This is a genomic window from Pokkaliibacter plantistimulans (genome assembly GCF_003194385.1).
Taxonomy (GTDB): Bacteria; Pseudomonadota; Gammaproteobacteria; order Pseudomonadales; family Balneatricaceae; genus Pokkaliibacter; species Pokkaliibacter plantistimulans.
This window is the reverse complement of the sequence record NZ_LAPT01000079.1, coordinates 1-23,027: the sequence shown is the minus strand read 5'-3', so window position 1 is coordinate 23,027 and position 23,027 is coordinate 1. Positions and strand designations below refer to the sequence as shown.

At 57.0% G+C, this 23,027-nt stretch carries 22 protein-coding genes; 12 read left to right on the top strand and 10 right to left on the bottom strand.

From position 1 onward, the window contains the following. The 6 genes from WH50_RS16325 to WH50_RS16300 all read left to right on the top strand — a co-directional run. The coding region (locus WH50_RS16325) for an integrase core domain-containing protein (RefSeq protein ID WP_165838452.1) at window positions 1-217 on the top strand (217 nt) is incomplete at its 5' end. A gap of 187 nt (window positions 218-404) precedes the next feature. Then, window positions 405-872 carry a DUF2383 domain-containing protein gene (locus WH50_RS16320; RefSeq protein WP_165838451.1) on the top strand — a complete coding sequence of 156 codons (468 nt, stop codon included), beginning with the start codon at window positions 405-407 and terminating at the stop codon, window positions 870-872. Window positions 873-1,156: 284 nt separating this feature from the next. Then, complete coding sequence (locus tag WH50_RS16315) at window positions 1,157-1,441, top strand: ElaB/YgaM/YqjD family protein (RefSeq protein ID WP_165838450.1); 285 nt, start codon at window positions 1,157-1,159, stop codon at window positions 1,439-1,441. 47 nt (window positions 1,442-1,488) lie between these two features. Continuing rightward, window positions 1,489-1,905 (top strand): hypothetical protein, encoded by a 417-nt coding sequence (locus WH50_RS16310; protein ID WP_110188264.1) that lies wholly within the window; start codon window positions 1,489-1,491, stop codon window positions 1,903-1,905. A gap of 16 nt (window positions 1,906-1,921) precedes the next feature. Continuing rightward, window positions 1,922-2,311, top strand: a complete 390-nt coding sequence (locus WH50_RS16305) for a hypothetical protein (protein ID WP_110188263.1) — start codon at window positions 1,922-1,924, stop codon at window positions 2,309-2,311. 194 nt (window positions 2,312-2,505) lie between these two features. Further along, window positions 2,506-2,991 (top strand): GreA/GreB family elongation factor, encoded by a 486-nt coding sequence (locus WH50_RS16300; RefSeq protein ID WP_110188262.1) that lies wholly within the window; start codon window positions 2,506-2,508, stop codon window positions 2,989-2,991. Here WH50_RS16300 and solA read toward each other — a convergent pair. Together solA and WH50_RS16290 are read right to left on the bottom strand one after the other, a co-directional pair. Then, the gene (gene solA / locus WH50_RS16295; protein WP_110188261.1) at window positions 2,981-4,147 is read right to left on the bottom strand and encodes an N-methyl-L-tryptophan oxidase; all 1,167 of its coding nucleotides are present in this window, start codon (window positions 4,145-4,147) and stop codon (window positions 2,981-2,983) included. The genes WH50_RS16300 and solA overlap by 11 nt on opposite strands. A 137-nt stretch (window positions 4,148-4,284) precedes the next feature. Continuing rightward, a complete protein-coding gene (locus WH50_RS16290; RefSeq protein ID WP_133251348.1) occupies window positions 4,285-6,471 on the bottom strand; it encodes a transporter substrate-binding domain-containing diguanylate cyclase in 2,187 nt (728 codons plus the stop codon). A 354-nt stretch (window positions 6,472-6,825) separates the two neighbouring features. Between WH50_RS16290 and WH50_RS16285 the strand changes: the two genes are divergently transcribed. After that, window positions 6,826-7,257, top strand: coding sequence for a MarR family winged helix-turn-helix transcriptional regulator (locus WH50_RS16285; protein WP_110188259.1), 432 nt, complete (start codon window positions 6,826-6,828; stop codon window positions 7,255-7,257). Window positions 7,258-7,295: 38 nt separating this feature from the next. On the opposite strand, the gene WH50_RS16280 is transcribed toward WH50_RS16285, so the two are convergent. The 4 genes from WH50_RS16280 to WH50_RS16265 form a co-directional block, all read right to left on the bottom strand. Next, the gene (locus WH50_RS16280) at window positions 7,296-7,793 is read right to left on the bottom strand and encodes a GNAT family N-acetyltransferase (protein WP_243410137.1); all 498 of its coding nucleotides are present in this window, start codon (window positions 7,791-7,793) and stop codon (window positions 7,296-7,298) included. A 41-nt stretch (window positions 7,794-7,834) separates the two neighbouring features. Continuing rightward, window positions 7,835-8,743: a LysR family transcriptional regulator gene (locus WH50_RS16275; RefSeq protein ID WP_110188257.1), complete on the bottom strand. Its 909-nt coding sequence runs from the start codon at window positions 8,741-8,743 to the stop codon at window positions 7,835-7,837. Between the two features lie 239 nt (window positions 8,744-8,982). Continuing rightward, the gene (locus WH50_RS16270; RefSeq protein ID WP_110188256.1) at window positions 8,983-10,158 is read right to left on the bottom strand and encodes a M20 aminoacylase family protein; all 1,176 of its coding nucleotides are present in this window, start codon (window positions 10,156-10,158) and stop codon (window positions 8,983-8,985) included. A 94-nt stretch (window positions 10,159-10,252) separates the two neighbouring features. Then, complete coding sequence (locus tag WH50_RS16265) at window positions 10,253-11,569, bottom strand: MFS transporter (protein WP_243410134.1); 1,317 nt, start codon at window positions 11,567-11,569, stop codon at window positions 10,253-10,255. Window positions 11,570-12,138: 569 nt separating this feature from the next. Between WH50_RS16265 and WH50_RS16260 the strand changes: the two genes are divergently transcribed. Then, window positions 12,139-12,432, top strand: coding sequence for a hypothetical protein (locus WH50_RS16260; protein WP_110188255.1), 294 nt, complete (start codon window positions 12,139-12,141; stop codon window positions 12,430-12,432). A 173-nt stretch (window positions 12,433-12,605) separates the two neighbouring features. Here WH50_RS16260 and dcd read toward each other — a convergent pair whose 3' ends face one another. The 4 genes from dcd to WH50_RS16240 all read right to left on the bottom strand — a co-directional run bounded on the left by dcd (window position 12,606) and on the right by WH50_RS16240 (window position 17,078). Further along, window positions 12,606-13,172, bottom strand: a complete 567-nt coding sequence (dcd, locus tag WH50_RS16255; RefSeq protein WP_104154967.1) for a dCTP deaminase — start codon at window positions 13,170-13,172, stop codon at window positions 12,606-12,608. Between the two features lie 105 nt (window positions 13,173-13,277). After that, the gene (apbC, locus tag WH50_RS16250; protein ID WP_110188254.1) at window positions 13,278-14,396 is read right to left on the bottom strand and encodes an iron-sulfur cluster carrier protein ApbC; all 1,119 of its coding nucleotides are present in this window, start codon (window positions 14,394-14,396) and stop codon (window positions 13,278-13,280) included. A 151-nt stretch (window positions 14,397-14,547) separates the two neighbouring features. Continuing rightward, window positions 14,548-15,702 carry a tRNA (uridine(54)-C5)-methyltransferase TrmA gene (gene trmA, locus WH50_RS16245; protein ID WP_341476838.1) on the bottom strand — a complete coding sequence of 385 codons (1,155 nt, stop codon included), beginning with the start codon at window positions 15,700-15,702 and terminating at the stop codon, window positions 14,548-14,550. Window positions 15,703-15,842: 140 nt separating this feature from the next. Further along, window positions 15,843-17,078: a response regulator gene (locus WH50_RS16240; RefSeq protein ID WP_165838449.1), complete on the bottom strand. Its 1,236-nt coding sequence runs from the start codon at window positions 17,076-17,078 to the stop codon at window positions 15,843-15,845. A 265-nt stretch (window positions 17,079-17,343) separates the two neighbouring features. Here WH50_RS16240 and metG point away from each other — a divergent pair, with 265 nt between their 5' ends. From metG to rsxC, 4 genes are all read left to right on the top strand, one after another. Further along, a complete protein-coding gene (gene metG, locus WH50_RS16235; RefSeq protein WP_110188252.1) occupies window positions 17,344-19,371 on the top strand; it encodes a methionine--tRNA ligase in 2,028 nt (675 codons plus the stop codon). Between the two features lie 463 nt (window positions 19,372-19,834). Next, entirely contained in the window at window positions 19,835-20,416 is a 582-nt protein-coding gene (rsxA, locus tag WH50_RS16230) for an electron transport complex subunit RsxA (protein ID WP_110188251.1), read from the top strand. A 10-nt stretch (window positions 20,417-20,426) separates the two neighbouring features. Next, entirely contained in the window at window positions 20,427-21,011 is a 585-nt protein-coding gene (gene rsxB, locus WH50_RS16225; protein WP_110188250.1) for an electron transport complex subunit RsxB, read from the top strand. Beyond that, window positions 21,008-23,027: electron transport complex subunit RsxC (gene rsxC, locus WH50_RS16220; protein WP_243410133.1), on the top strand; the 2,020-nt coding region annotated here is incomplete at its 3' end. The genes rsxB and rsxC, both read left to right, overlap by 4 nt.

Sequence of the window (23,027 nt, the reverse complement as noted above, 5' to 3'; positions counted from 1 at the left end):
TCACTGCTGGGATAATGCGCCTATGGAGCGGCTCTTTCGCAGTGTGAAAAGTGAGTGGGTACCGAAGTGTGGATACACCAGCCTGGATCAGGCGATCAAGGATATCGGTGACTACCTGATGAGCTATTACAACGAACAGAGGCCTCATTGCCACAACGGTGGTTTAACCCCGGTGATGAGGGAAAAAGAAGCTAAGAAGCTGTCCGGAAATAGTTGACCACTACACAGCAAGCCTGACTCAGGGATAGCTCCTCAGGGAAAGATGGAAAATCAGGGAGAGATGGAAAGGCCGGGAATGCTGGCAGGGAAGAACGATTCAGGGACGATTACGACGGATTTTCAGGGACAGGAAGGGGCTCACCGGCCAGGGGATGGCCAGTAGCAGAAACACTCAGGAGGAGCCGATGTACCACCGCACGCTATCTGCCACGGATGCCCGTAGGCTGCATGGTTTTCTCATGGTCTGTGAAGACGGTCGGCAGATCTATGAAGAGGCAGCTGCACACACGGATGATCCGGGGCTGCAGAAGTTACTGACCGATCAGGCCAGCACCCGCAGCAAGACTATCAATGCACTCAAACCACGCTACGAACTGCACAGTGGCGAGCAACTGCATCATCCACGTTCCGTTCAGGGCCTGTTGCAGCAATGGTGTATTGAACTGGGTCAGCGATTCGGCAGTGAGCACGCCGCATTGAGCGTACTCTTCAGCCAGCTGGAGAAGCTGGAGGACCACACGCTGAACATGCTGTATAAAACCATTCGCCAGATCGAAAGTGGATTGCTGGCGAAAGAGCTGAGCGAGCAAATCGTGCTGGTTCTGGAAAGCCATCACCGGCTCAAACAACTCAAGGCGACTTACCGCCTCTGAACAAAGCACAGGCTACGCAGTTGGATGGAACCGGGGAAACACTATGAAAACAGCCGCTGCTTATTGTCATCTAACCCCCGGATCAGCTCAGCTATAGTTAGCAGGTCATAGTTCGTAGGTAATAGTTAGCAGGCCGTTGAACGTCTGTCTGCGCTGCGCATACCACGCTTTGCAACGACCTGTCAGATTCTTCGTCCCTGTCAGCTCACTCCGCCATGACGGCTTCTGCACAGGACACTGAACACCGATTTTCAAACCGCGACTCAACCTTAGAGGGACTTACCATGAGTACAGCAAAAGCAACCCAGACTACAACTGCTGCCGCCGCTGCCAAAGCACATGAAACCATTGACCGTATTGCGATCCATGCAGAGAAAGCCGAGGAGAACATCCGCGCCAAAGCGGGAGAAGTGGATGACAGCGTCAAGGCGCAGTACGCCCAGGCCAAGGTAAAAGGCCAGCAGGCCTGTGATGCCGTCTCCACCTATGTTAAGGAAAACCCCATGACGTCGCTTGGGATCGCCTTTGGTGCCGGTGTACTGCTGACTGCGCTGCTGCGTCGTAAATAAACCCTATGCAGCCATCCCAATCCCCCCTGAGCCCACCCGAGCCTGATATGCAATCTCAGGCCGAACAGGAAGCAGCCAGCAGCGATACCGCGCAGGTTTCGCTGCTGGCGCAGTTATCTGACAGTTGGCATGCCGTGCTGTCGCAGATTTCCGGTGCCGTCGATCTTGCCGCACTGGAAGCCCGGCTGGCAGCACTGAGTCTACTGGAGATGCTGGCACTGGCGATTACTCTGGCGGTGCTTGCCATCACAGCGTGGCTACTGGTGCTGGTACTGATCGCCCTGGCGCTGATGGCAGCTGGCCTGCCGCTCTGGCTAAGCGTCACCGTGCTGCTGGTCACCAATCTGGCAGCCTGTGTCTGGATCGTGCTACGCATCCGGCGCAAGTCGGCAGACGCCACATTCCCGGCAACCCGTTCGGTGTTCAGGGAATACACCCAGCCTCAGCACGACACCGCAGAGTAAGGCAGGAGGTTCAGCCATGTTTGGACAATCGACCCTGAAGCAGCACATTCATGACCAGCGCCTTGCCCTGCATGACGGCAAGGTCAGACAGGACATCAGCCTCACCGCCAGCAAGGCCCGAGTGTATCAGGCCATCACCAGCAGGCAGGCACTGGCCACCGTATTCGGGGCAGGCATCATCGCGGGCCTGCTGCGCCCCATCAAACAGACGGTGGTCTATCAGGACGATGAAACACCCCCTACCACTCACACCCGCCCATCCAGACTGAGCATGATCTGGGGCTTCGTCAGCCCGATCGTGACGCCCCTGCTGGCATCCCTGCTAGCCGAGCGTCTGGCCATGCTTTCTGCTGCTCAATATGAGGAGCCAGCGACCAGCGACGCCCCTGCCGATCACTCTGATTAAGCGTTACTTCTGCACTGTCCGAGCCATAAGCGCCGGACATAGCCATTAGCGACAGATTGCTGTTCAACAGCGACCCGTTGCGGAGCTTGCAACGCTCAGGCATTGCCCGGCAAGCGACTATCGCGCACTGTCAGTGAGGCGCTGGCCTGTCAGGGCACAGCCGACATCTCCCCCTATCAGCCATAGTCATCATCATGAGCCGAGCATTCGTCAAAGAAGACAGCGATCAGCCTGAAACCCTGCCAGATCGCCCCATCAGTGATCTACCCAACTACATGACCGCGACGGGGTATCAGCAGATGCAGCAGACCCTGGCCAGACTTGAGCAGCAACTTGAACAGCTCAAGGCCAGCAGCAGCTTTACCGCCAACGCCGAACGGCCGATGCTGGAGCGCGACCTGCGCTACTATCGCCAGCGTCTGCAATCAGCCCAGCTGCTGTCTCCTCCGGCTCAGACAGACAAGATCAGCTTTGGCTGTCAGATCAGTTTTGTTGATGCCGACGAGCGTCACTTTCAGTTTCGGATCGTCGGCGAGGATGAGGCGGATGCCGAACAGGGCACCATCAGCTGGGCCTCCCCGCTGGCCAGAGCGCTGCTCGGCAAACAGCAGGGAGACACAGTACTGTGGCCCAAACCTGCCGGCGCCATTGAAATCGAGATAACAGCGATCAGCCGTTAGGGCCAAAGCGGTCTGCGCGGAACAGGCTGAGATCAAACTCACTCTGCCCTGTCATCACCAGATCACGCAGTATTTCCCCCATCACGCTGACAAACTTGAAGCCATGGCCAGAGAACCCGGCAGCCACCGCGACATGAGGATGATCTGGCAGTGTGTCGATGATGAAATGCTCATCCGGGGTAACGGTATAGATACAGACCTTACCCTGAGTGAGATCGCCGTTCGCGCCCGGCATATACCGCTGCAGCAGCCAGCGCAACTCTTCTTCATCCTCGGCGATAAAGCTTCTGTCGTCGTCATCCGGGTTGATCCGCTCACCGCTGTCGTGGCGCCCGATCTTCAGGCCCAGTCCGTCCAGCACCGGAAAGCCATAGTACTGACGTTGCAGCAGATCGAAGATAAACACCGGAAACTCACCGGCATCGGTGGCATGTTGCGGGGCGTTATAAGCGGTACCGGCGGGCAGGAACCAGCCTACTGTCTTGCGGGTAGGGCGCAGTGGCAGGGAATGGCCGTAGAGTGATTGCAGCAACTGCTCGCTCCAGGCGCCGGCGCTGACAATCAGTCGGCGGGCCGTGAATAGCCCCTTACTGGTCCGTACGGTCACGCCCTCCGGCTGAACCTCAATGGCGGTTACCCGGGTGTGGGTATGCAGCTCTGCTCCGGCCGCCAGCGCCAGCTCACGATAGCTACTGATGCAGTCTTCACAGCGCAGCACCCCGGCTTCAGGTTCATAACAGCCGATATAGTCATCCGGCACATTGAGACCCTCGAACCGCGCGCGCACCTCCGCTCCTGTCAGCACTTCCAGTGGAATCTGATGAGCACGAGCACTGCGCTCCACTTCGGCGACAAAACCTGAGCCTGGGGCACCGATGCAGATACTGCCGGTATTGAGAAACAAGGGTTTGCCGGTCAGCTCCGCCAGCTCATTCCACAGCTGCTGAGCCCGTTTTGCCAGCGGCACATAGGTATCACCTTCGGTGGTATAGGCATGGCGAATGATACGGGTTTCACCATGGTGGCTCCCCTGCGTATGGGGCGGATCAAAGCTGTCGAACAGTGCCACCTGATGCCCATCGCGGGCCAGATAATAACCGGCAGCCATACCCATGGACCCGCCACCCACCACGATGCAATCAAAATGCGGTTGCATGCGTATTCCTCATCCCGTTTTAGGTTCAGGCGAGGATTATCGACCAGCACTCTGTGATTGGCGATGGCCACCTCGTGGATTACCGGCAAAGATGCAGCAACACATTGATCTGAAAAGGGTATTTAACTAAGAGGCGGTCACACCTTAAAGCTGCTGGTGACACGGCTTGTCTGTTTTGCCGGGGGATGGAGCTGGACGCGGTTGCGACCTGCCTCTTTGGCCTGATACAGCGCCGCATCAGCACGGCGAATAAGATCATTGCAGCTATCTCCGCGCTGATAGGCAGTCACGCCGAGGCTGGCAGTCTGGTTACCGGCAGGCCCCTGTACCGCCTGACTGATTTCCCGTCGCAGGATTTCTGCCAGATGACCGGTCGCGGCCAGATTCAGCCCGGGGCAGATAACCATGAACTCCTCTCCACCCCAGCGGCCAAAAACATGCTTATGGTTGATGACTTGCTCGACACTGCGGCACACCATATTCAGTACCGCGTCGCCCTCCTGATGGCCATAGCGATCATTCACCAGTTTGAAATGATCCAGATCGAGCAGAATCAGGCCGACACTGTACTGCCCGGCAGCGCACAGATCGACTTCGCGGGCCAGCACCTCATCCAGTAGCTTGCGATTGCTCACCCCCGTCAGAGGGTCGGTGATGGTGATCCGCTCTAGCTTGCGGTTGAACTTCTTCAGCTGATAGTTGCGGTACCACAGAAACGCCATCAGCACCGCCAGTGCCAGCCCGCCACGCCAGATCCAGGTGTAGTCTACGGACTGTACATAACGCACGGACACCCACTGGTTATAAATACGTTTAGGGACTTCGGTTCCCATAGCATTGAGAGTTTTCTGTACCACCCCCAGCAGATGGGGAGTACTGCTGTGCACGCCCATGGCAATGTGCAGCTGCTCGTCAAACCGGCCTGCAATCTTGATGTCATACCAGCCATGCTGCTGCATACCGTAGGCAATGGCCGCCACGGAGTCGACATAGCCATAGAGTTCACCGTCACGGATACGCCGTACCGCATCGGCCATGCTGCTCACTGCCACCAGCTGCAGCTGCGGATAACGCTTCTTCAGCGCATCGAAGCTAAACAGCCCGGGCACATAGCCGAGCTTACGATCTTTCAATAGCTGCACATCGCCGACGAATATTTCATCCGAACCGGTCGCCAGAACAATGGGGATGTCCAGAAAAGGTTTGGTATAACGCAAGCCGCTTTGTCCGGCCGCCATGGAGATCAGTGGTACCAGATCACAGTCGCCACGGCCTGCCGCTTCAAGCAGCTCGGCGCTGGTGGAGTAAAAACGGGGGTGAAAGGATAGCTTCAGACGCTGACTGAGCTGGCGCAGCAGATCGGCACTGATGCCGCTCAGCTGGCCATTGGCCTGCCCCTCATAGGGCATATGATCAGACTGCACACAGACCTGCACATCATTCAGCCCAACAAGATAGCGCTGGTCTTCATCATTGAGGGTAGTGGCATCGGCCTGATCGGCAGCGGCGAGATTCCAGCGGGCGAACAGATGCTGCATTTCCTGCTGGGTAATGGACTCTACTCCCTTCTGCAGAATATCGCGCAGAATGGCCTGATCCTTGTTAACGCCAATACTCATGACGCTGGTAAAACGCCGGTCCGTCGCTTGCCCTGCCAGCTTGATGTTGGTCAGAAAATGGGTATCGATCAGATACTGCACCACGCCCGGCTCACCGACGGTGGCATCGGCACGGCCAAAGGCAACTGACTCCAGATTATCGAGGGTGTCATCTTCCAGCAGCAGCTTGATCTTGGGGTAACTGGTTTCCAGTACCTCCTGAAAGAAAAAGCCACGGGGAATAGCCACCGTCTTGCCATTGAGGTCTTCCAGACTGTGGATGCTGTCGTTGTCACGGGTGACAAAAATACCGGACGGTGACGAAAGATAGGGGTTAGTAAAGCTCATGAACTCCCGGCGACCGGGCGTATTGACAATATTGAGCATGACATCCAGGCGGCCATCTCTGATCATCGCCATGAACTCATCCCACTCCGGCCCCGAGATATAACGGATATTGAGGCCCATTTTTACCGCCAACAGATTCATGTAGTCGACAGAAAAGCCAGTGGGCTGGCCATTCTGATTGAAATTGAACGGTGGCCAGTTCATTTCGTTATGCACGGTGATCACCGGATGCTTCACCAGCCAGGCACGCTCCTTATCGTCCAGCGGTACAACAGCCGCGGCAACGCTGGCAGCCAGCCACCAGAAGCACAGCACGCCGAGCACCCTGCCGCCCCAGCGGAAAAATGGCCCTTCCCTGCGCAATCTACGCGTTATCACTGCTGATCCCACTCCTGCACTGTGCTCACCCTCATCTCCCTGTGTGGCTGTTAGTTCATTATTGTTCTCGGCAGGCAGCGATATTCCTTGTAATTAGGTGAACGCTCGCCGGCCAGAAAATGCGAAGCGCAAAAAGATAGTCCAGATCACTGCCAACGTCACTTGGCAATTGCCAAAATGTCGCTATCGGATAACTTGGCGCAAATGGGGCCTGGTCAGGCCGGTCAGTAGTAACCCCGAAGCACGTGTTCACGACCAGAGGCAATAAAAGGTAACTTGAGGTTAAATCGCTCGCTATATACCATCACACCCGTCATAACCTGCCCCAGTCATAATCAGGCCAAAGGACCCAGCATGTCACTGAAACTCGATGATCAGATCTGCTTTGCCCTGTACTCCACCTCACTGGCCATGAACAAGGTCTACCGCCGAGTGCTCAAGGCACTGGGCCTGACCTATCCGCAATATCTGGTGATGATGGTACTGTGGGAAAACGACCAGCGCATGGTGTCAGAAATTGGCGAGCGCCTTTATCTGGACTCCGCCACCCTCACGCCGCTGCTGAAGCGCATGGAAAGCGCTGGTCTGGTTGAGCGCAATCGCGCCCCGCAGGATGAACGTCAGGTCATCATCAGCCTGACCGACAAGGGCAAAAGTCTGAAGCAACAGGCTGCTGAAACCGTTCCCCAGGAAATGGTGTGCTCCATGGCCTGCAGCCTTGATGAGCTGGCCAGTATCAAGTCACAGCTGGAAGGGTTGCGCGACCGGCTGATGAAATCGGGCTGATCCCTGCGACATCGCCAACTCATAGTGAAATCGCCAACTTACAGTGAAATCGCAAACAGCTTCAGCGGCTGGCCGTTTTCACCCGGCTGCATCCCTTCCAGCACAAAGCCCAGACGCTCCAGTAAACGCCCCGAGGCAATATTGTCCGGGGTCGTGATGGCGACCAGTCGCTGCATACCCAGCTGCTGCCGGGCAAAGGTCATACAGGCCCGCGCCGCTTCCTCAGCAATACCCTGACCGCGAAAGGCCGGCATAAAGGCAAACCCCAGATCGACATCCTCAAGGCTGTCGCGTTTGATCAGACCACACATGCCCATTGGGGTCCGGGTAAGGCGGTCACTGACCAGCCACAAGCCAAACCCATGACGCAGATACATCTGCTGCGGCCCCTGACGAATATAGTCACGCGCCAGCTGTTCGCTATGGATGCCCTTGTTGCCGATAAAACGGATCCAGTCAGGATCATTGATCAGCGCCAGAATAAACCCGGCGTCATCAACCTGCACTTCTCGCAGTGCCAGACGGTCAGTCTGCATGATCAGCACAATCCCGCTCCTTATCCCGACAGCCGGGTGTCTCAGGTGAAATGGGGGTAACGCAACTGCAGTTTAGACTGGATCATATCAAATAGCTGGGTAGCACTGAGCGTCAGCAGATCGCGCTTGGGGGTGACCAGCGAAATGACGCTGTCCGGCACCGGTTCAATAATCGGCACTGCACTGATTTCGTGACTGAGATCGGGGCTGTCGAACGCTTCTTTGGTATAGAGTGCGATCACATCCGTAGTGTTGACCAGCGTGCGCGCCAGCGTCATCGATGAGCACTCCTGCACCTTCAGCGGTAACGGCAGACCATTCATGCTGAACATCTGGTGGAAGTAGGTGGTTTGATCGCTCAGCGGATCAAGGCTGATCCAGTCCCCCTGTTGCAGCACGCGCAACGACTTCACGCCCTGCAACGGATGGCCACGACGAACGGCGACCAGATTGGGAATGCGACAGATGGGTATCCACTCCAGTGCGTGACCTACGGCAGGCACCTGCGAAGTGATGGCGAAATCGACCCGCCCTTCCCGCAGATGCTCCAGTAACTGATAAGGCCGCATTTCCAGCACCCGCAAAGTCACACCGGGATGCTGCTGGCGAAACGCCACGATGCCATCGGCCAGAGGGCGCAGCACCGAGGTGATGGGCGTTACCCCCAGCACCACTTCACTGACCATCATGCCCTTCATGTCTTCAATATCCTGACGTGCACGCTTTTCCGTCTCGACGATCAGGCGGGCATGGCCCAGCAGACGCTGACCGTATTCAGTGATGGTGATTCCACGTGCGCCGCGGATAAACAGGCTGATGCCCAGCTCACTTTCCAGCTCCTTGATGGACTTGCTCAGAGCCGGCTGGGTCAGGTGAAGACGGCGGGAAGCCTCTTGCAGGCTCCCCACCTCGGTAATGGTCAGAAAGGCTTTCAGTTGCTGGATTTTCATTACTACAGATCCCGGCACAGGGCGGTAAGACACCGCCAATGGCGCGAGTCTAGCATGATTAACCCAGCGGTCTGGCCAATTGCTTTACCCACCGAACCAGAACGTATTCACGCTCTCGTGTGCCAAAGCCCAACAAGGCGAAAAGCCCTGAGGATGCGGCGTTCAGATGAACTGAATAAGCATTCCGAAGCGCCTTTCAACGCAGATTGGCCAACTCGCAGCAGATCGTGGACAGGTTCTCAGGCAAGGAAGGTACGGGCCAGCTCAACCCAGCACGCCGCACCAGCCGGAACCAGCCGATCATTGAAGTCATAGTGCGGATTATGCACTGAGCACCCCACTGCCCCTTCCAGACCATTGCCCAGCATGAAGTAACTGCCGGGCACCTCTTCGATCATCCAGGCAAAATCTTCGCTGCCATAGGCGGGCAGATGCTCCTTGGCCAGTCGCTCCTCTCCCAGTGCCGCAGCCACTGCCTGACGCAGGATCACCGTCTCCTCCTGGGTGTTGAGCATCGCTGGCACCATGTGGTCATAGCGAATGTCTGCTTCAATACCGAAAGCCGCGGCCTGCCCTTCCACAATGGCGCGAATACGCCGTTCCAGCGTCTGACGGGTATCCACGGCCATCGCCCGGACGCTCAGTACAATTTCAGCCGTCTCCGGAATGACATTGGAGGTCGTACCTGCCTTGACCGTGCCGATACTGACCACGCCTGACTCCATCGGTGACAGGTTGCGTGACACGACCGTCTGCAGTGCCATGATGGTGGCGGCCATGGCGACGGTGGGGTCAATAGCACGATGTGGCAGTGCGCCGTGCCCGCCCTTACCACGGAAGGTAATAGTGACGCGGTCAGAAGAGCTGGTCATGATGCCGGTCTGCACGGCAGCCACCCCTTCAGCAATGCCGGGCATATTGTGTAATGCGTACACCGCATCACAAGGGAAACGGCTAAACAGACCATCCTCAATCATCGCTTTAGCGCCACTCAGCCCTTCCTCATCAGGCTGAAAGATCAGGTTGAGCGTGCCATCAAAGCAACGGTGACGGGCAAGATAATGGGCTGCGGCCAGCAGAATGGCCGTGTGTCCGTCATGGCCACAGGCATGCATATGACCATCACATTTGCTGCGATAGGGAACGTCGGTCTTTTCCAGAATAGGCAGGGCATCCATGTCGGCACGAATGCCGAGGCGTTTGCTGCCGTTACCCTGGCGTAGCACTCCGACCACTCCCAGCCCGCCAATCCCCGTATGTACCTCGTAACCCCACTCCTTCAGCAGGTCGGCGACTAACTGTGAAGTACGGGGTACATCAGCACCCAGTTCAGGGTAGCTGTGAATATCCTGACGGATGGAGACAAAGTCTTCGCACTGACGCAAGAAGGCCGGGTCATTGATAAGACGAGTCATGGGAACCTCCGGTAACGCTTGGGCATGGCGCAGGTAACCGCAGCACCGCCACGATTACCCGACAACAGAAATAATCAGGTGAAAGGCAGAAGCGTCAGGGCAACCGGCGCTCAGGGAACAGCAGCATGGCAATCAGGCTGATAAAGGTGGCTGCCATCAGGTACCAGGCCGGGACCAGTGCACTGCCGGTCCATGCCATCAGCGCGGTAACAAAGAAGGGGGCAAAACCACCAAAGATGGTCACACCGAAGGCATACATGATGGAAATGCCGGTGGCACGGGAGAACGGCTCGAAAGCCTCCATCATCAGTACAAAGATGGTACTGGCGACAGCGGTCATGATCAGGATCAGGCCGCCAATAATCAGCATGGCCTGCAGCAACTCTGTGGACTGCTGCAACAGCAGGAACGCGGGATAGGTCACCAGCAGGGACAGCACCATGGCGCAGACCGGCAGGGTCTTGCGGCTTTTCAGGGTGTCGCAGTATTTGCCAACGAAAGGGGGCACCAGAAACAGAATGGCTCCTGCCAGACTCGCCACCGCAAACGCGGTAGAGCTGGGGAAGTGCAGATTGCGAATCAGATAGGTCGGCATGTAGAACACCTCCAGATACATGGAAGAGGTGCTCGCTACCATCAGCAGGATACCCAGCAGCAGTGTCCGGTAGTGCTGTCGCAGCACGTCCAGCAGGCTGACTTTGTGCTCATGCTCTGCCGTCACCACATGTGTTTCGTCGAGCTGACGGCGAATGTACATGCCCACCGGAGCAATCAGCAGTCCGAGGATAAAGGGCAGTCGCCACCAGCCTGACTCCAGCTCAGCAGGAGTGAACGCGGTGGACAGGCCAACGCCGATCAGAGCGCCACACAGTGCGGCGGCGCCCTGACTGGCAGTTTGCCAGCTCACCAGAAAGCAGCGGCGATGAGCCAGACCACTCTCCATCAGCATGGCAGAGGAGGCACCGATTTCGCCACCGGCAGATAATCCCTGCAACAGTCGCCCCATCACCAGTAAAAGGGTGGCAGCAATACCGATCTGGTGATAGGTCGGGGTAAAGGCGATCAGCGCCGTACCGATGGTCATCAGCAGAATGGTCAGGGTCAACGCCGCTTTGCGGCCACGTTTATCGGCATAGTTACCGATCAGCACTGCACCGAGAGGACGCATGAAGAAGCCGACACCAAAGGTCGCCAGCGACAGCAGTAGCGCACCCAGAGATGAAGAAACAGGGAAATAGAGCTTGCCGATAATGGCAGCAAAGAAGCTATAGACCGTGAAATCATACATCTCAAGGCCATTACCCAGCACGATCGCCACCACATTGGAGGCGGATGATTTACGAGTCTGCGTGGCCTGGGGCGACGCCGTCAGTACAGAGGGATCTGCACTCATGTCAGAACTGATGGTCACGGTTAGGTCCTCTTTATTTCCAAGGATTATGGAGAGGTGCGCCAGCTGGTTCTGTCCGATATTACAAAGTGCTACGGCGGTGACATCTGAACATTATTTATAGCTATCACCTTTTCTTATTAGACCGGGTCACATACTGGTCTATCTGCGCCAGCAAATGACGGTATTTCTCACCTCTTTCTCACCCCTGCACCAGCATCGGGCACCACCTTGTCTCTGACGGCCAGTGCCCCCTGCAGACCCGCCTCACTGCAATAGCCACACATACCCGTGCTCTGACCTGCACAATGACGAAAACAGCAATGAATCGTCGGTATGTCATTCATATCAGCAGCACCCGGCAGCACGACAGGACACTACCCGAACAGAGATAACTCATTTTTATAGATATGAATATCTGCCATGGTTAGTTCATCAGGGTGTCATCTTCTGCTCGCGTCCATGCCCTGCTCCTGCATATCCCTGCACTTGATCCTGATCAGCACTCTTCTACCGGGCGGGAAACAGGGATTGCCTGGCCATCGGCAAGATTTTAAGGTGTGTCGCAGCCGTACACAGAGGAAGCAGGAATGATCATTAACAGGCTGATTCAGGCCGTTGGCGTAGCTGCCGTGGTGTTTGCCATCTGGGAGTTTGCCGGTATTTATCGCGCCAGGCAGGTAGCGTCAGTGTACATCCCCAGCTGCCAGCAGCAGATCGAGCCCGGCAAACTGGCAGCGCAAGGCGTCAGGGATGATGACATCACCGCTCAACTGCGCCAGTGTGTGACCCAGCGCTTTACTTTCTGGGACAACCTGCTGCTCAACGCCGATGCGTTCCAGCTGCAATACAGCAAGGAACCGCTGCCGGCGCAATCTCAGTAATGAGACAAGCCGTTCACAGTAACGAGGCACGGTGTGTAGTGTTCGACAGGCTGACACAGGTCAGCAGCAAGCGTGGAATCAATGGAATCGGTGGGAGCGTCAGGGAGAGAGCAAGGCAGATACAGCTTGCTACCCCCGGCACAACGCCGAAGGTAGCAGGTGGCAAGCAGAGATCAGGTGCGAGGAACGACGACGCCCGTCTGCCCCTGATATTTACCATTACGGTCAGAATAACTGACGTCGCAGACTTCATCGGATTCAAAGAACAGCATCTGTGCCACGCCTTCATTGGCGTAAATCTTGGCAGGCAGCGGCGTGGTGTTGGAGAACTCCAGCGTCACGTGCCCTTCCCACTCAGGCTCCAGAGGAGTGACGTTGACGATAATGCCGCAGCGGGCATAGGTGCTTTTCCCCAGACACACGGTCAGGATACTGCGGGGAATGCGGAAGTACTCCACCGTACGCGCCAGAGCAAAGGAGTTCGGCGGGATAATGCACACATCCGACACCACATCGACAAAGCTCTTGTCATCGAAGTTCTTGGGGTCAACGATGGATGAGTTGATGTTGGTAAAAATCTTGAATTCATTGGCACAGCGCACATCGTAGCCGTAGCTGGAAGTGCCATAGGAGATCACCTTACCGCCATCGGTATGGCGCACCTGGCCATATTCGAAGGGAGAGATCATCTGATGCGATTCAGCCATACGGCGAATCCACTTGTCTGATTTGATAGCCATATTGTCCGTCTTGAGCCATGGGCTCCATTGCAATCATTCTGAATGCCTGCAGACACGCTGCCTGCAGGCAAAGTAAGGTCAGCTCAATCCTGACCAGCGACAGGATCAGTCATCACTGACGCTGAACACGGGCATGGCCGGTGTAGCCTGACCAATCAGAGCCAGCGCCACTTTCAGGGCAATCGCCCGATAATGCCCGGCTTCACTGCTGTCAGGATCGGTAATGACTGTCGGCTGGCCACTGTCAGCCTGCTGGCGAATCTTGAGTGTCAGAGGCAGACTGCCGAGCAGCTGGGTCTGGTACTCCGTGGCAATCCGCTCGCCACCACCTTCACCGAAGATATGCTCCTCATGGCCGCACTGCGTGCAGCGATGCAGGCTCATGTTTTCCACCACACCCAGCACCGGAATCTCCACCTTGCGGAACATCTCAATGCCTTTCTGTGCATCCAACAGAGCGATATCCTGCGGCGTCGTTACCACCACCGCGCCAGCTACCGGCATCTTCTGTGCCAGTGTCAGCTGGATGTCACCGGTGCCGGGGGGCATGTCGACAAACAGATAGTCGAGATCCTGCCACTGCGTCTGCGTCATCAGCTGCTGCAGGGCACCACTGGCCATTGGGCCACGCCAGACCATGGGCTGACGCTCATCAATCAGGAAGCTCATGGACATGGCCTGCACACCGTGCACATCGATAGGGGCCATAGTGTTGTCATTGATCTGCTGAGGCCGGGTGCCGCTGGGCACACCCAGCATCATGCCCTGACTGGGACCATAGATGTCCGCATCCAGAATGCCGACTCGGGCACCGAGTTGCGCCATGGCCAGGGCCAGATTGACGGTGGTGGTGGACTTACCGACACCGCCTTTGCCTGAGGCCACCGCAATAACGTTCTTCACCCCCTGCAACGCGGCCACATTGGCTCGCGCAGTGGTTTCAGGGATACGGCTGACCAGCTCCAGCGTCAGGGTCGCGCCCTGCAGATGCGGAGCCACGGCAGCTTCCACCCTGCGGCGCAAGTCCGCCTCCACACTCAACCAGGGGTATGGCAGCCCAATCACCACCTGACACTGGCCTGCCACGATGCTGACCGACTCCACCGCTGCCAGTTCCTGCCAGGGGCGCTGCAACAGCGGATCCACCAGCGCTTCCAATATCGCCACCAACGCAGCCTGCTGAGTTGACGCCTGCTGGGTTGAAGAGTCCTGCGGTGAAGACATAGTTCTGTTCCTGCGTTTGAAAGGGTTAGACAACCAGTTTGCCATCGTCCCTCCGGGGCTCGCTCCACCCGGGTCGGCCATCACTCGGGCCAAGGATGAAAAACCTCTGCACCGGATGCCGTATTACCCGAGCATTTCAGTGGGGCAAACTCTACCGTGACTGGCGCCGACTCAGCAACACACCACACTCTTTGTGATGGGTGTAAGGGAACTGATCAAACAGGGCAAAACGCTCAATGCAGTGGCTGTCTGCCAGTGCCGTCAGATTGGCATGCAGGGTATCGGGGTTACAGGAAATATAGAGAATGTGGTCGTAGCGACGCACCAGCTCCACCGTGTCGTCATCCAGCCCGGCACGGGGAGGATCCACCAGCACGGTGGTGAAGTTATACTCCGCCAGATTGAGCTCCTGGAAGCGGCGGCCGCCTCCCTGCCCCAGCATCGCCGCACTGAAGTCTTCACTGGCCATACGGGCAATACGCACATTGCTGATGCCATTGCGCTCGATATTGTACTGTGCTGCCTGTACTGAACTCTTGGCGATTTCGGTACCGACCACCCGGTCAAAACTGTCGGCCAGAGCCAGACTGAAGTTGCCATTGCCGCAGTAAAGCTCCAGCAGATCGCCGCTCAGCCCCCGGCTGGCATCTACCGCCCAGTTCAGCATTTTCTCTGCCACACCGGCATTAGGCTGGGTGAAGCTGTTTTCGACCTGTTTATAGTGCAGGGTCCTGCCCGCCACGGTCATGGTTTCCACCACCCAGTCCTGATCCACCTTATGTTTGACCTTGCGGCTGCGCCCTACCAGCTCAACGCCGAGCTCCTGCTTGAGCCAGCGGGCAGGCTCAAGCCAGCTGTCATCCAGTGCCTTGTGATAGAGCAGGGAAATCAGCGCCTGCCCGGACTGCGTGGTCAGGAAGTCCACCTGAAACAGTTTGCGCCGCAGCACATCGTGCTGTTTAACCGCAGCCAGCAAACGTGGCATCAGCTCGTTGATCAGGCGCCCTGCTACCGGGAACTGATCCACACGGTGACGGGTAAACTTATCGCCCGGCTCAAACATCACGTAGTAAAAATCATCTTCCTCATGCCATACCCGAAACTCGGCACGCATGCGGAAGAACTCCTTCTCCGAGGCAAATACTTCCAGAGCAGGTGGCGAGAACTCGGCGAACTGGGCTTCCAGCTCAGCCGCTTTTTCTGTCAGCAGCGCCTCATAACGCTCAGGCTGGGTAAAGCCGCTTCGTGCAGACGGAGCCTGAGCAGACGATGCCTGTTCGGATAGGGGCAGATCAGAGTGAGACAAGGGCGAACCTCAACATACGCAAGCTGTAGTGGAAAACCGGCCTTCATCAGGCAGTGATGAAAAGGGGCGGCATTCTAGCACACTTATCGCCACACTGGGGTTAGCGGACAGCGCTCTGGCAATGGCTCAACACGACCTGTTTACCAGCCATCAACAAACTCGGCAGCCTGCTCCTGCCAGGTTTTGAAGTGTTCGAGTAAACCCGCAGCGGCCAGATCCTGCTCATTCAGCCGGGCGGACAGTGCATAGTTCACATCGTGCAACAGGGGCGGCAGCAACGCATCGGCGATACTGACCAGAACCACATCGATAGAACAGCTGTCATAACCCTTATCGCAATGGTGGCGCAGCACCATCTCAACAATGGCAGCCGGGAAGCGCCACAAACCAAGCAGGTAAGCGCCGACTTCACCGTGGCTGACTCCCAGCACCTGTTGCTCGGCATCATGCAGGCTCATGCCCTGGCGTTCACACAGGATAAAGGCTTCGGCATAGGCCTCAGGCATACGTGCCGCCAGCAGGAACATACCCAGATCATGCAACAGCCCGCCCATCATAATCTGATCAGCCACGGCCTTCGGCAGGCCAATCTGCAGTGCCATATGGCGGGCAAACTTACCCACCGCCACCGAGCGTCGGCGCAGATTCTCGAAGGAATAACGCTGCCAGTGATGCTGTTCCAGCTCATGCATCATGTGACAGACCAGCACCCAGTCATTGACATGCTGCATGCCCAGCCGTACCACCGCATCGTGAACAGTGTCGATGGTGCGCGTCTGACCGGTGAACCCGGAGTTGACGATCCGCAGCAGGCGGCTGGAGATCCCCATATCAGACTCGATCAAACTGGCCACATCACGTACCGTCACATCGGCATCCTGCAGCATGGCCTGCAGTTTCTGGCAGATGGAGGGCACCGCAGGCAAATTACCGATGCCGCCCATGACTTCGCGCAGACACGGATTGCTCATCATCTCCTGTACCTGGCAGGCCTGATTGATGGCCTCCACCAGGGTGTCAATATCACAGGGCTTGGCCAGACACTGGTGCGCCAGCTCGGCAGCGATGGCAATATCATCACTTTCGGCATAACCGGTCAGTACAATACGGGCGACGCCGGGGAAGCGTTCGACCACCCGGCGTAACAACCCCACACCATCCATTACCGGCATCCGCATATCGGTAACAATCACATCAAAGGGTTCCTCGCGCTTCATCAACGCCAGCGCCACCGGGCCACTCTGGACAAAGCTGATTTCCCAGGACTCCTGCTTCTTGCGCAGCGCCCGACGCAGACTGCTGAGGATCAGCGGATCATCATCCACCAACAGGACACGCTTTTTCTTCGACGGCTGCAGCCCCCGACTTGCTGTCATTTCAGAGTACATAGCTATCTGACTTCCATACTGCCTGCGTTATCTATCTGCTAACCATGGCGCCACCGCCTGCAACCTCAAACCCCTTGCCGGAGCACCGCTTCGGGCAAAACAGATGCAAGGTCGTGCTGCTGTCGTTATAGTAAGTGCACTTTTCGGGAAGGGTTTCCATAAAGACACGTGCGCTTTAATTCATAGCAGTATAGAACGTGATTTGCCCTTCCCTGCTGTTCGTTCCTGACACATGCCGAGCCATCCAAAGATTATGTCTGACGCTACTCGCAAGATTCTTGTCACCAGTGCGCTGCCCTACGCCAATGGTTCCCTGCATCTGGGCCACCTGTTGGAACAGATCCAAACTGACATCTGGGTTCGCTTCCAGAAACTCCGTGGTCATAACTGCACCTACGTCTGTGCGGATGATGCACATGGCACCGCCATCATGCTCAAGGCTGAACAGATGGGGATCACGCCGGAAGCCCTGATTGACGAGGTGAATGCCGAGCATCGCCAGGACACCGCTGACTTTCTGGTGCGCTTCGACAATTACTACTCAACTCATTCGCCCGAGAACAAGCACTACTCAGAGCTGATCTACAATCGCCTGAAGGCCAAGGGCCATATCGCTGAACGCACTATCGTTCAGGCTTATGACCCGGTGAAGAACCTGTTCCTCGCCGATCGCTTTATCAAAGGCACCTGCCCACGCTGCAAAGCTGACGATCAGTACGGTGACAACTGCGAAGCCTGCGGCGCGACCTACACCCCGGCAGAACTGATCAACCCACGCTCAGCCATCTCTGGCGCCACACCGGTGAACAAGGAGTCCACACACTTCTTCTTCAAGCTGCCTGAGTTTGACGCCTTCCTGAAGGAATGGACGCGTAGCGGCACTCTGCAGAACGAAGTGGCCAATAAACTGGCGGAATGGCTGGAAAGCGGCCTGCAGGAGTGGGACATCAGCCGTGATGCACCCTACTTCGGTTTTGAAATCCCCGGCGAGAAAGACAAATTCTTCTACGTCTGGCTGGATGCACCTATCGGTTACATGGCCAGTTTCCAGGACTACTGCAACCGTGAAGGTGTCGACTTCGACGAGTTCTGGAACAAGGACTCCAACGCCGAGCTGTATCACTTCATCGGTAAGGACATCATCAGTTTCCATTCGCTGTTCTGGCCATCCATGCTGCATGCGGCTGACTTCCGTACCCCTACAGCAGTCAATGCTCACGGCTTCCTGACCGTTAACGGCAAGAAGATGTCCAAGTCACGCGGCACCTTTATCAAGGCCCGTACTTATCTGGATCACCTTGATCCTGAATACCTGCGTTATTACTTCGCGGCCAAGCTGACCTCCAGCGTCGATGACCTCGACCTGAATCTGGAAGACTTCGTACAGCGGGTCAACAGTGATCTGGTCGGCAAGGTGGTCAATATTGCCAGCCGCTGTGCAGGCTTTATCAGCAAGAAGTTCGATGGCGCACTGGCCGATACCGACGCCGCTCCCGAGCTGACTGCCGAGTTCCAGGCCGCAGCCGAAACTATCGCTCAGTACTATGAGAAGCGGGAATACGGCCGTGCCATCCGCGACATCATGGCGCTGGCTGACAAGGCCAACCAGTACATCGCTGACAAGGCACCCTGGGTGCTGGCCAAGCAGGAAGGTATGGAAGCGGAAGTGCAGGCCGTCTGCACCGCGGGCATCAACCTGTTCCGTCTGCTGATTGTTTACCTCAAACCGGTGCTGCCGCAGCTGGCCGAACGCTCCGAAGCCTTCCTGCAGGATCAGCTGAACTGGGCCAGTGCTGAGACGCTGCTGTTGGGCAGCCGTATCAGCACCTTCACCGCCCTGCTGACCCGCGTGGAGATGGATAAGGTCAATGCCATGATCGATGCATCCAAAGAAGAGCAGGCTGCAGCCACTGCACCGGCCGTCAAAGGGCCACTGGCAGACGAACCCATTGCCGAGACCATCGACATTGCTGACTTTGCCAAGCTGGATCTGCGTGTAGCCCTGATCGCCAAGGCCGAACACGTTGAAGGCGCAGAAAAACTGCTGCGCCTGACTCTGGATCTGGGTGGCGAAACCCGCAATGTCTTCTCCGGTATCAAGTCGGCCTACAAGCCTGAAGATCTGGAAGGCAAACTGACCATCATGATCGCCAACCTGGCTCCCCGGAAGATGAAGTTCGGTCTGTCGGAAGGCATGGTGCTGGCGGCAGGCCCCGGCGGCAAAGACCTGTGGCTGCTGGAGCCCCATGCCGGCGCCCAGCCAGGGATGCGGATCAAGTAACCGATATACATTCTGTCATATACCAAAGCGCTGCAAGTCAGCGCTTTGGCGTTTCTGGTGCCTGAGCCCCTCGCACTAACAGCGTATCTGCGTCATGAAAGGCAGCACCAAGGTATCCCGTTGTTGATTTACCGTTCAGGCAACAGCAAAAGCCATCATCTAGCAAAGCCAGCTATGGCAAGATGGCCTTTATCAATAATAACCATAAGCGCTATAAGCGAATGTCTACAGAACGTTTTCTTATAACGTAGTGAGTTTAGTTCTAACTGACGTGCAGCAAATTGGCGCCGCGACAATTAGAATAGCCTGTTCCAAAAACCGACATACGATCGCCGATGCTTCGCTGGCTTACCAGGCAGGAAACTCAGGCAGGCTCCCACCGTATGACGAATGACCGTGAAGATTAACCTGTTGCGGCGATATCCGTTCCCAGCCGCATACCCCGGATAAGTGATGCTTAAGAATGTCTGATCTTGCCCTGATCCTCGTCAGCACGATCCTGGTCAACAACTTTGTACTGGTGCAGTTCCTCGGTCTGTGCCCGTTCATGGGCGTTTCCAACAAGCTGGAAACCGCCATGGGTATGTCACTGGCCACCACCTTTGTCCTGACCCTGTCCTCCCTGTGCAGCTATCTGACCTACACCTACATTCTGGCGCCACTGGGTTTGGGCTACTTGAAAACCATCGCCTTTATTCTGGTGATCGCCGTGGTGGTGCAGTTCACCGAGATGGTGGTGCGTAAAACCAGCCCGGTGCTGTACAAGGTGCTGGGGATCTTCCTGCCACTGATCACCACCAACTGTGCCGTACTCGGTGTGGCATTACTGAACATCAACAAACAGAACTCACTGGTGGAATCGGTGTTCTACGGCTTCGGTGCTGCGGTGGGCTTCTCTCTGGTATTGATTCTGTTCGCCGCCATGCGTGAGCGCATCGCCGTGGCAGATGTGCCCATGCCGTTTCGCGGTGCCGCCATCAGCATGATCACCGCGGGCCTGATTTCACTGGCGTTCCTTGGCTTTACCGGCCTGGTACAGATCTGAGGAGCACGCCATGAGTCTGATTGTTTACGCCATTATTGCCCTGCTGGGGCTGGCGCTGGTCTTTGGCGCCGTGCTCGGCTATGCCGCCATCCGTTTCAAGGTCGAAGGCAACCCCATCGTCGATCAGATTGACGCCCTGCTGCCGCAAACCCAGTGTGGGCAATGTGGTTATCCTGGCTGCCACCCCTATGCCGAGGCCATTGCCGGTGGCGATGCCATCAACAAGTGCCCACCCGGCGGCCAGTCCACCATTGATTCACTGGCCGATCTGCTGGGGGTTGAGGCCGTGCCGCTCGACGCCGAACACGGTGTCGAGAAGCCCCGTTCCATTGCCTACATCCGCGAAGATGAATGTATAGGCTGTACCAAGTGCATACAGGCCTGCCCGGTCGATGCCATCCTCGGTGCAGCCAAACAGATGCACACCGTCATCAGCAGTGAATGCACCGGTTGTGATCTGTGTGTCGAACCCTGCCCCGTTGACTGTATAGATATGATCCCCATCGAGACCACTGTGGAAAACTGGTCATGGCCGGCGCCGCCAGCACCCGAACAACTGATCATCACTGATCGTGGAAGGGGACAGGCAGCATGAACGCGCCCATGGGACTGAACAGCACTGCACCAGCACAGCAGGTGACCACCGCATTGCGTATCTGGGACTTCAACGGCGGCGTACATCCTCCCGAAAACAAGACCCAGTCGACCACCCTACCGATTGCACAGCCTCCGTTACCCTCGCGCCTGATCCTGCCATTGAAGCAGCATGCCGGAGCGGCGGCTGAACCCATCGTGCAGGTCGGCGACAAAGTGCTAAAAGGTCAGATGCTTGCCGAGCCCTTCGGCCGTGTCAGTGCCGCAGTACACGCTCCCACCTCGGGCACCATTGTGGCTATATCGCCCTTTGCCGTACCCCACCCCTCTGGCATGCAGGACCTGTGCATCCATCTGCAACCTGACGGTCAGGACACCTGGGGTGAACGCCAGCGGCTGGCTGATTACCGCCATGAGTCGCGGGAAACCGTACTGAGCTATCTGCGCAATGCCGGTGTCGCAGGCCTCGGCGGAGCGGGCTTCCCGACCGATGTGAAGCTCAACACCCCCGACCACCACCCCATCGACACCCTGATTCTCAATGGTGCCGAATGTGAGCCGTACATCACCGCTGACGACATGCTGATGCGTGAGCGTGCTGATGAGGTGATCCGTGGCGGTGAGATTCTGGCCTGGCTGCTGGGCAACCCGAAGATTGTTATCGGTATTGAAGACAACAAGCCTGAAGCCATTGCCGCCATGCGCGAAGCAGCCAGTCGTTGTCTGGTGCCGGTCGAGATCGGTGTGGTCCCAACCAAATACCCTTCCGGTGGTGCCAAGCAGTTGACGTACCTGCTGACCGGCAAGGAAGTCCCGAGTTCTGGCCGCTCGTCCGAGATTGGCGTGGTCTGCTGTAACGTCGGTACCGCCGCTGCCGCCTTTCGCGCAGTTTATCTTGGCGAACCGCTGATCAGCCGGGTGACCACCCTGACCGGTCAGGCGCTGCAGCAACCTCGCAATGTCGACGCGCTGATCGGCACCCCAGTTGATGAACTGCTGGCCTTCGCAGGGCTGCAGTCTCAACAGCTGGGCAAACTGGTGATGGGTGGCCCGATGATGGGTTTCCCCCTCAATGACCTGAGCATCCCGGTTACCAAGCTGACCAACTGCCTGATTGCATCCACCCCGGCAGAGTTTCCACCGGCACCACCTGCGCAGGCATGTATTCGCTGCGGCCTGTGTGAACAGGCCTGCCCGGCCGATCTGTTGCCACAGCAGCTGTACTGGTTTGCCAAGGCCAAGGAATACGAAAAGGCGCAGCAGTTCAATCTCTTTGACTGTATCGAATGCGGCGCCTGCGCCTATGTCTGCCCCAGTTTTATTCCACTGGTGCAGTACTATCGCCATGCGAAAGATGACATCCGCAAGGAAAGTCAGGAACAGCAAAAAGCGGAACATGCCCGTCTGCGCTTTGAAGCACGTCAGGCTCGACTGCAACGCGAGCTGGATGAGAAAGAAGCCAAACGCAAGGCTCGTGCCGAAGAGGCCGCCAAAGCTCAGTCAGCCCGCCAGCAACCCGCAGCAGTGACCGCACCAGCAGCGACGCCAGCCGCGGCAGAAAGTGATATCAAAGCACTGAAGACAGCCGCTGCTATCGCGCGCACCAAGGTGAAGAAGGCGGAAAAGGCACTGTCAGCCGCTCAGCAAGCAGGTGAGCACACCGCCGAGCTGGAGCAGGAACTGAGCCAGCTGACCGCCGCCAGCCAGGCTGCGGAACAGGCACTGGCTCAGGCCGAGCAGAGCGCTGCGGCAGTAGCACCGGTTCAAGCGGCTGCTGACATCAAGCAACTGAAGATTGATGCTGCCATTACCCGCACCAAAGCGAAAAAAGCCGAGAAAGCACTGGCTGCCGCCCGGGAGAGTGGTGAAGGCGATGTGGCTCAGTTGGAAGCCGAATTCAATCAGCTGAATGCCATTGCGCAACAGGCAGAGCACGCCTTGCAACAGGCAGAACATACACCGGTCGCAGCCGCCCCAGTACAGCCCGCAGCAGACATCAAACAGCTGAAAATTGATG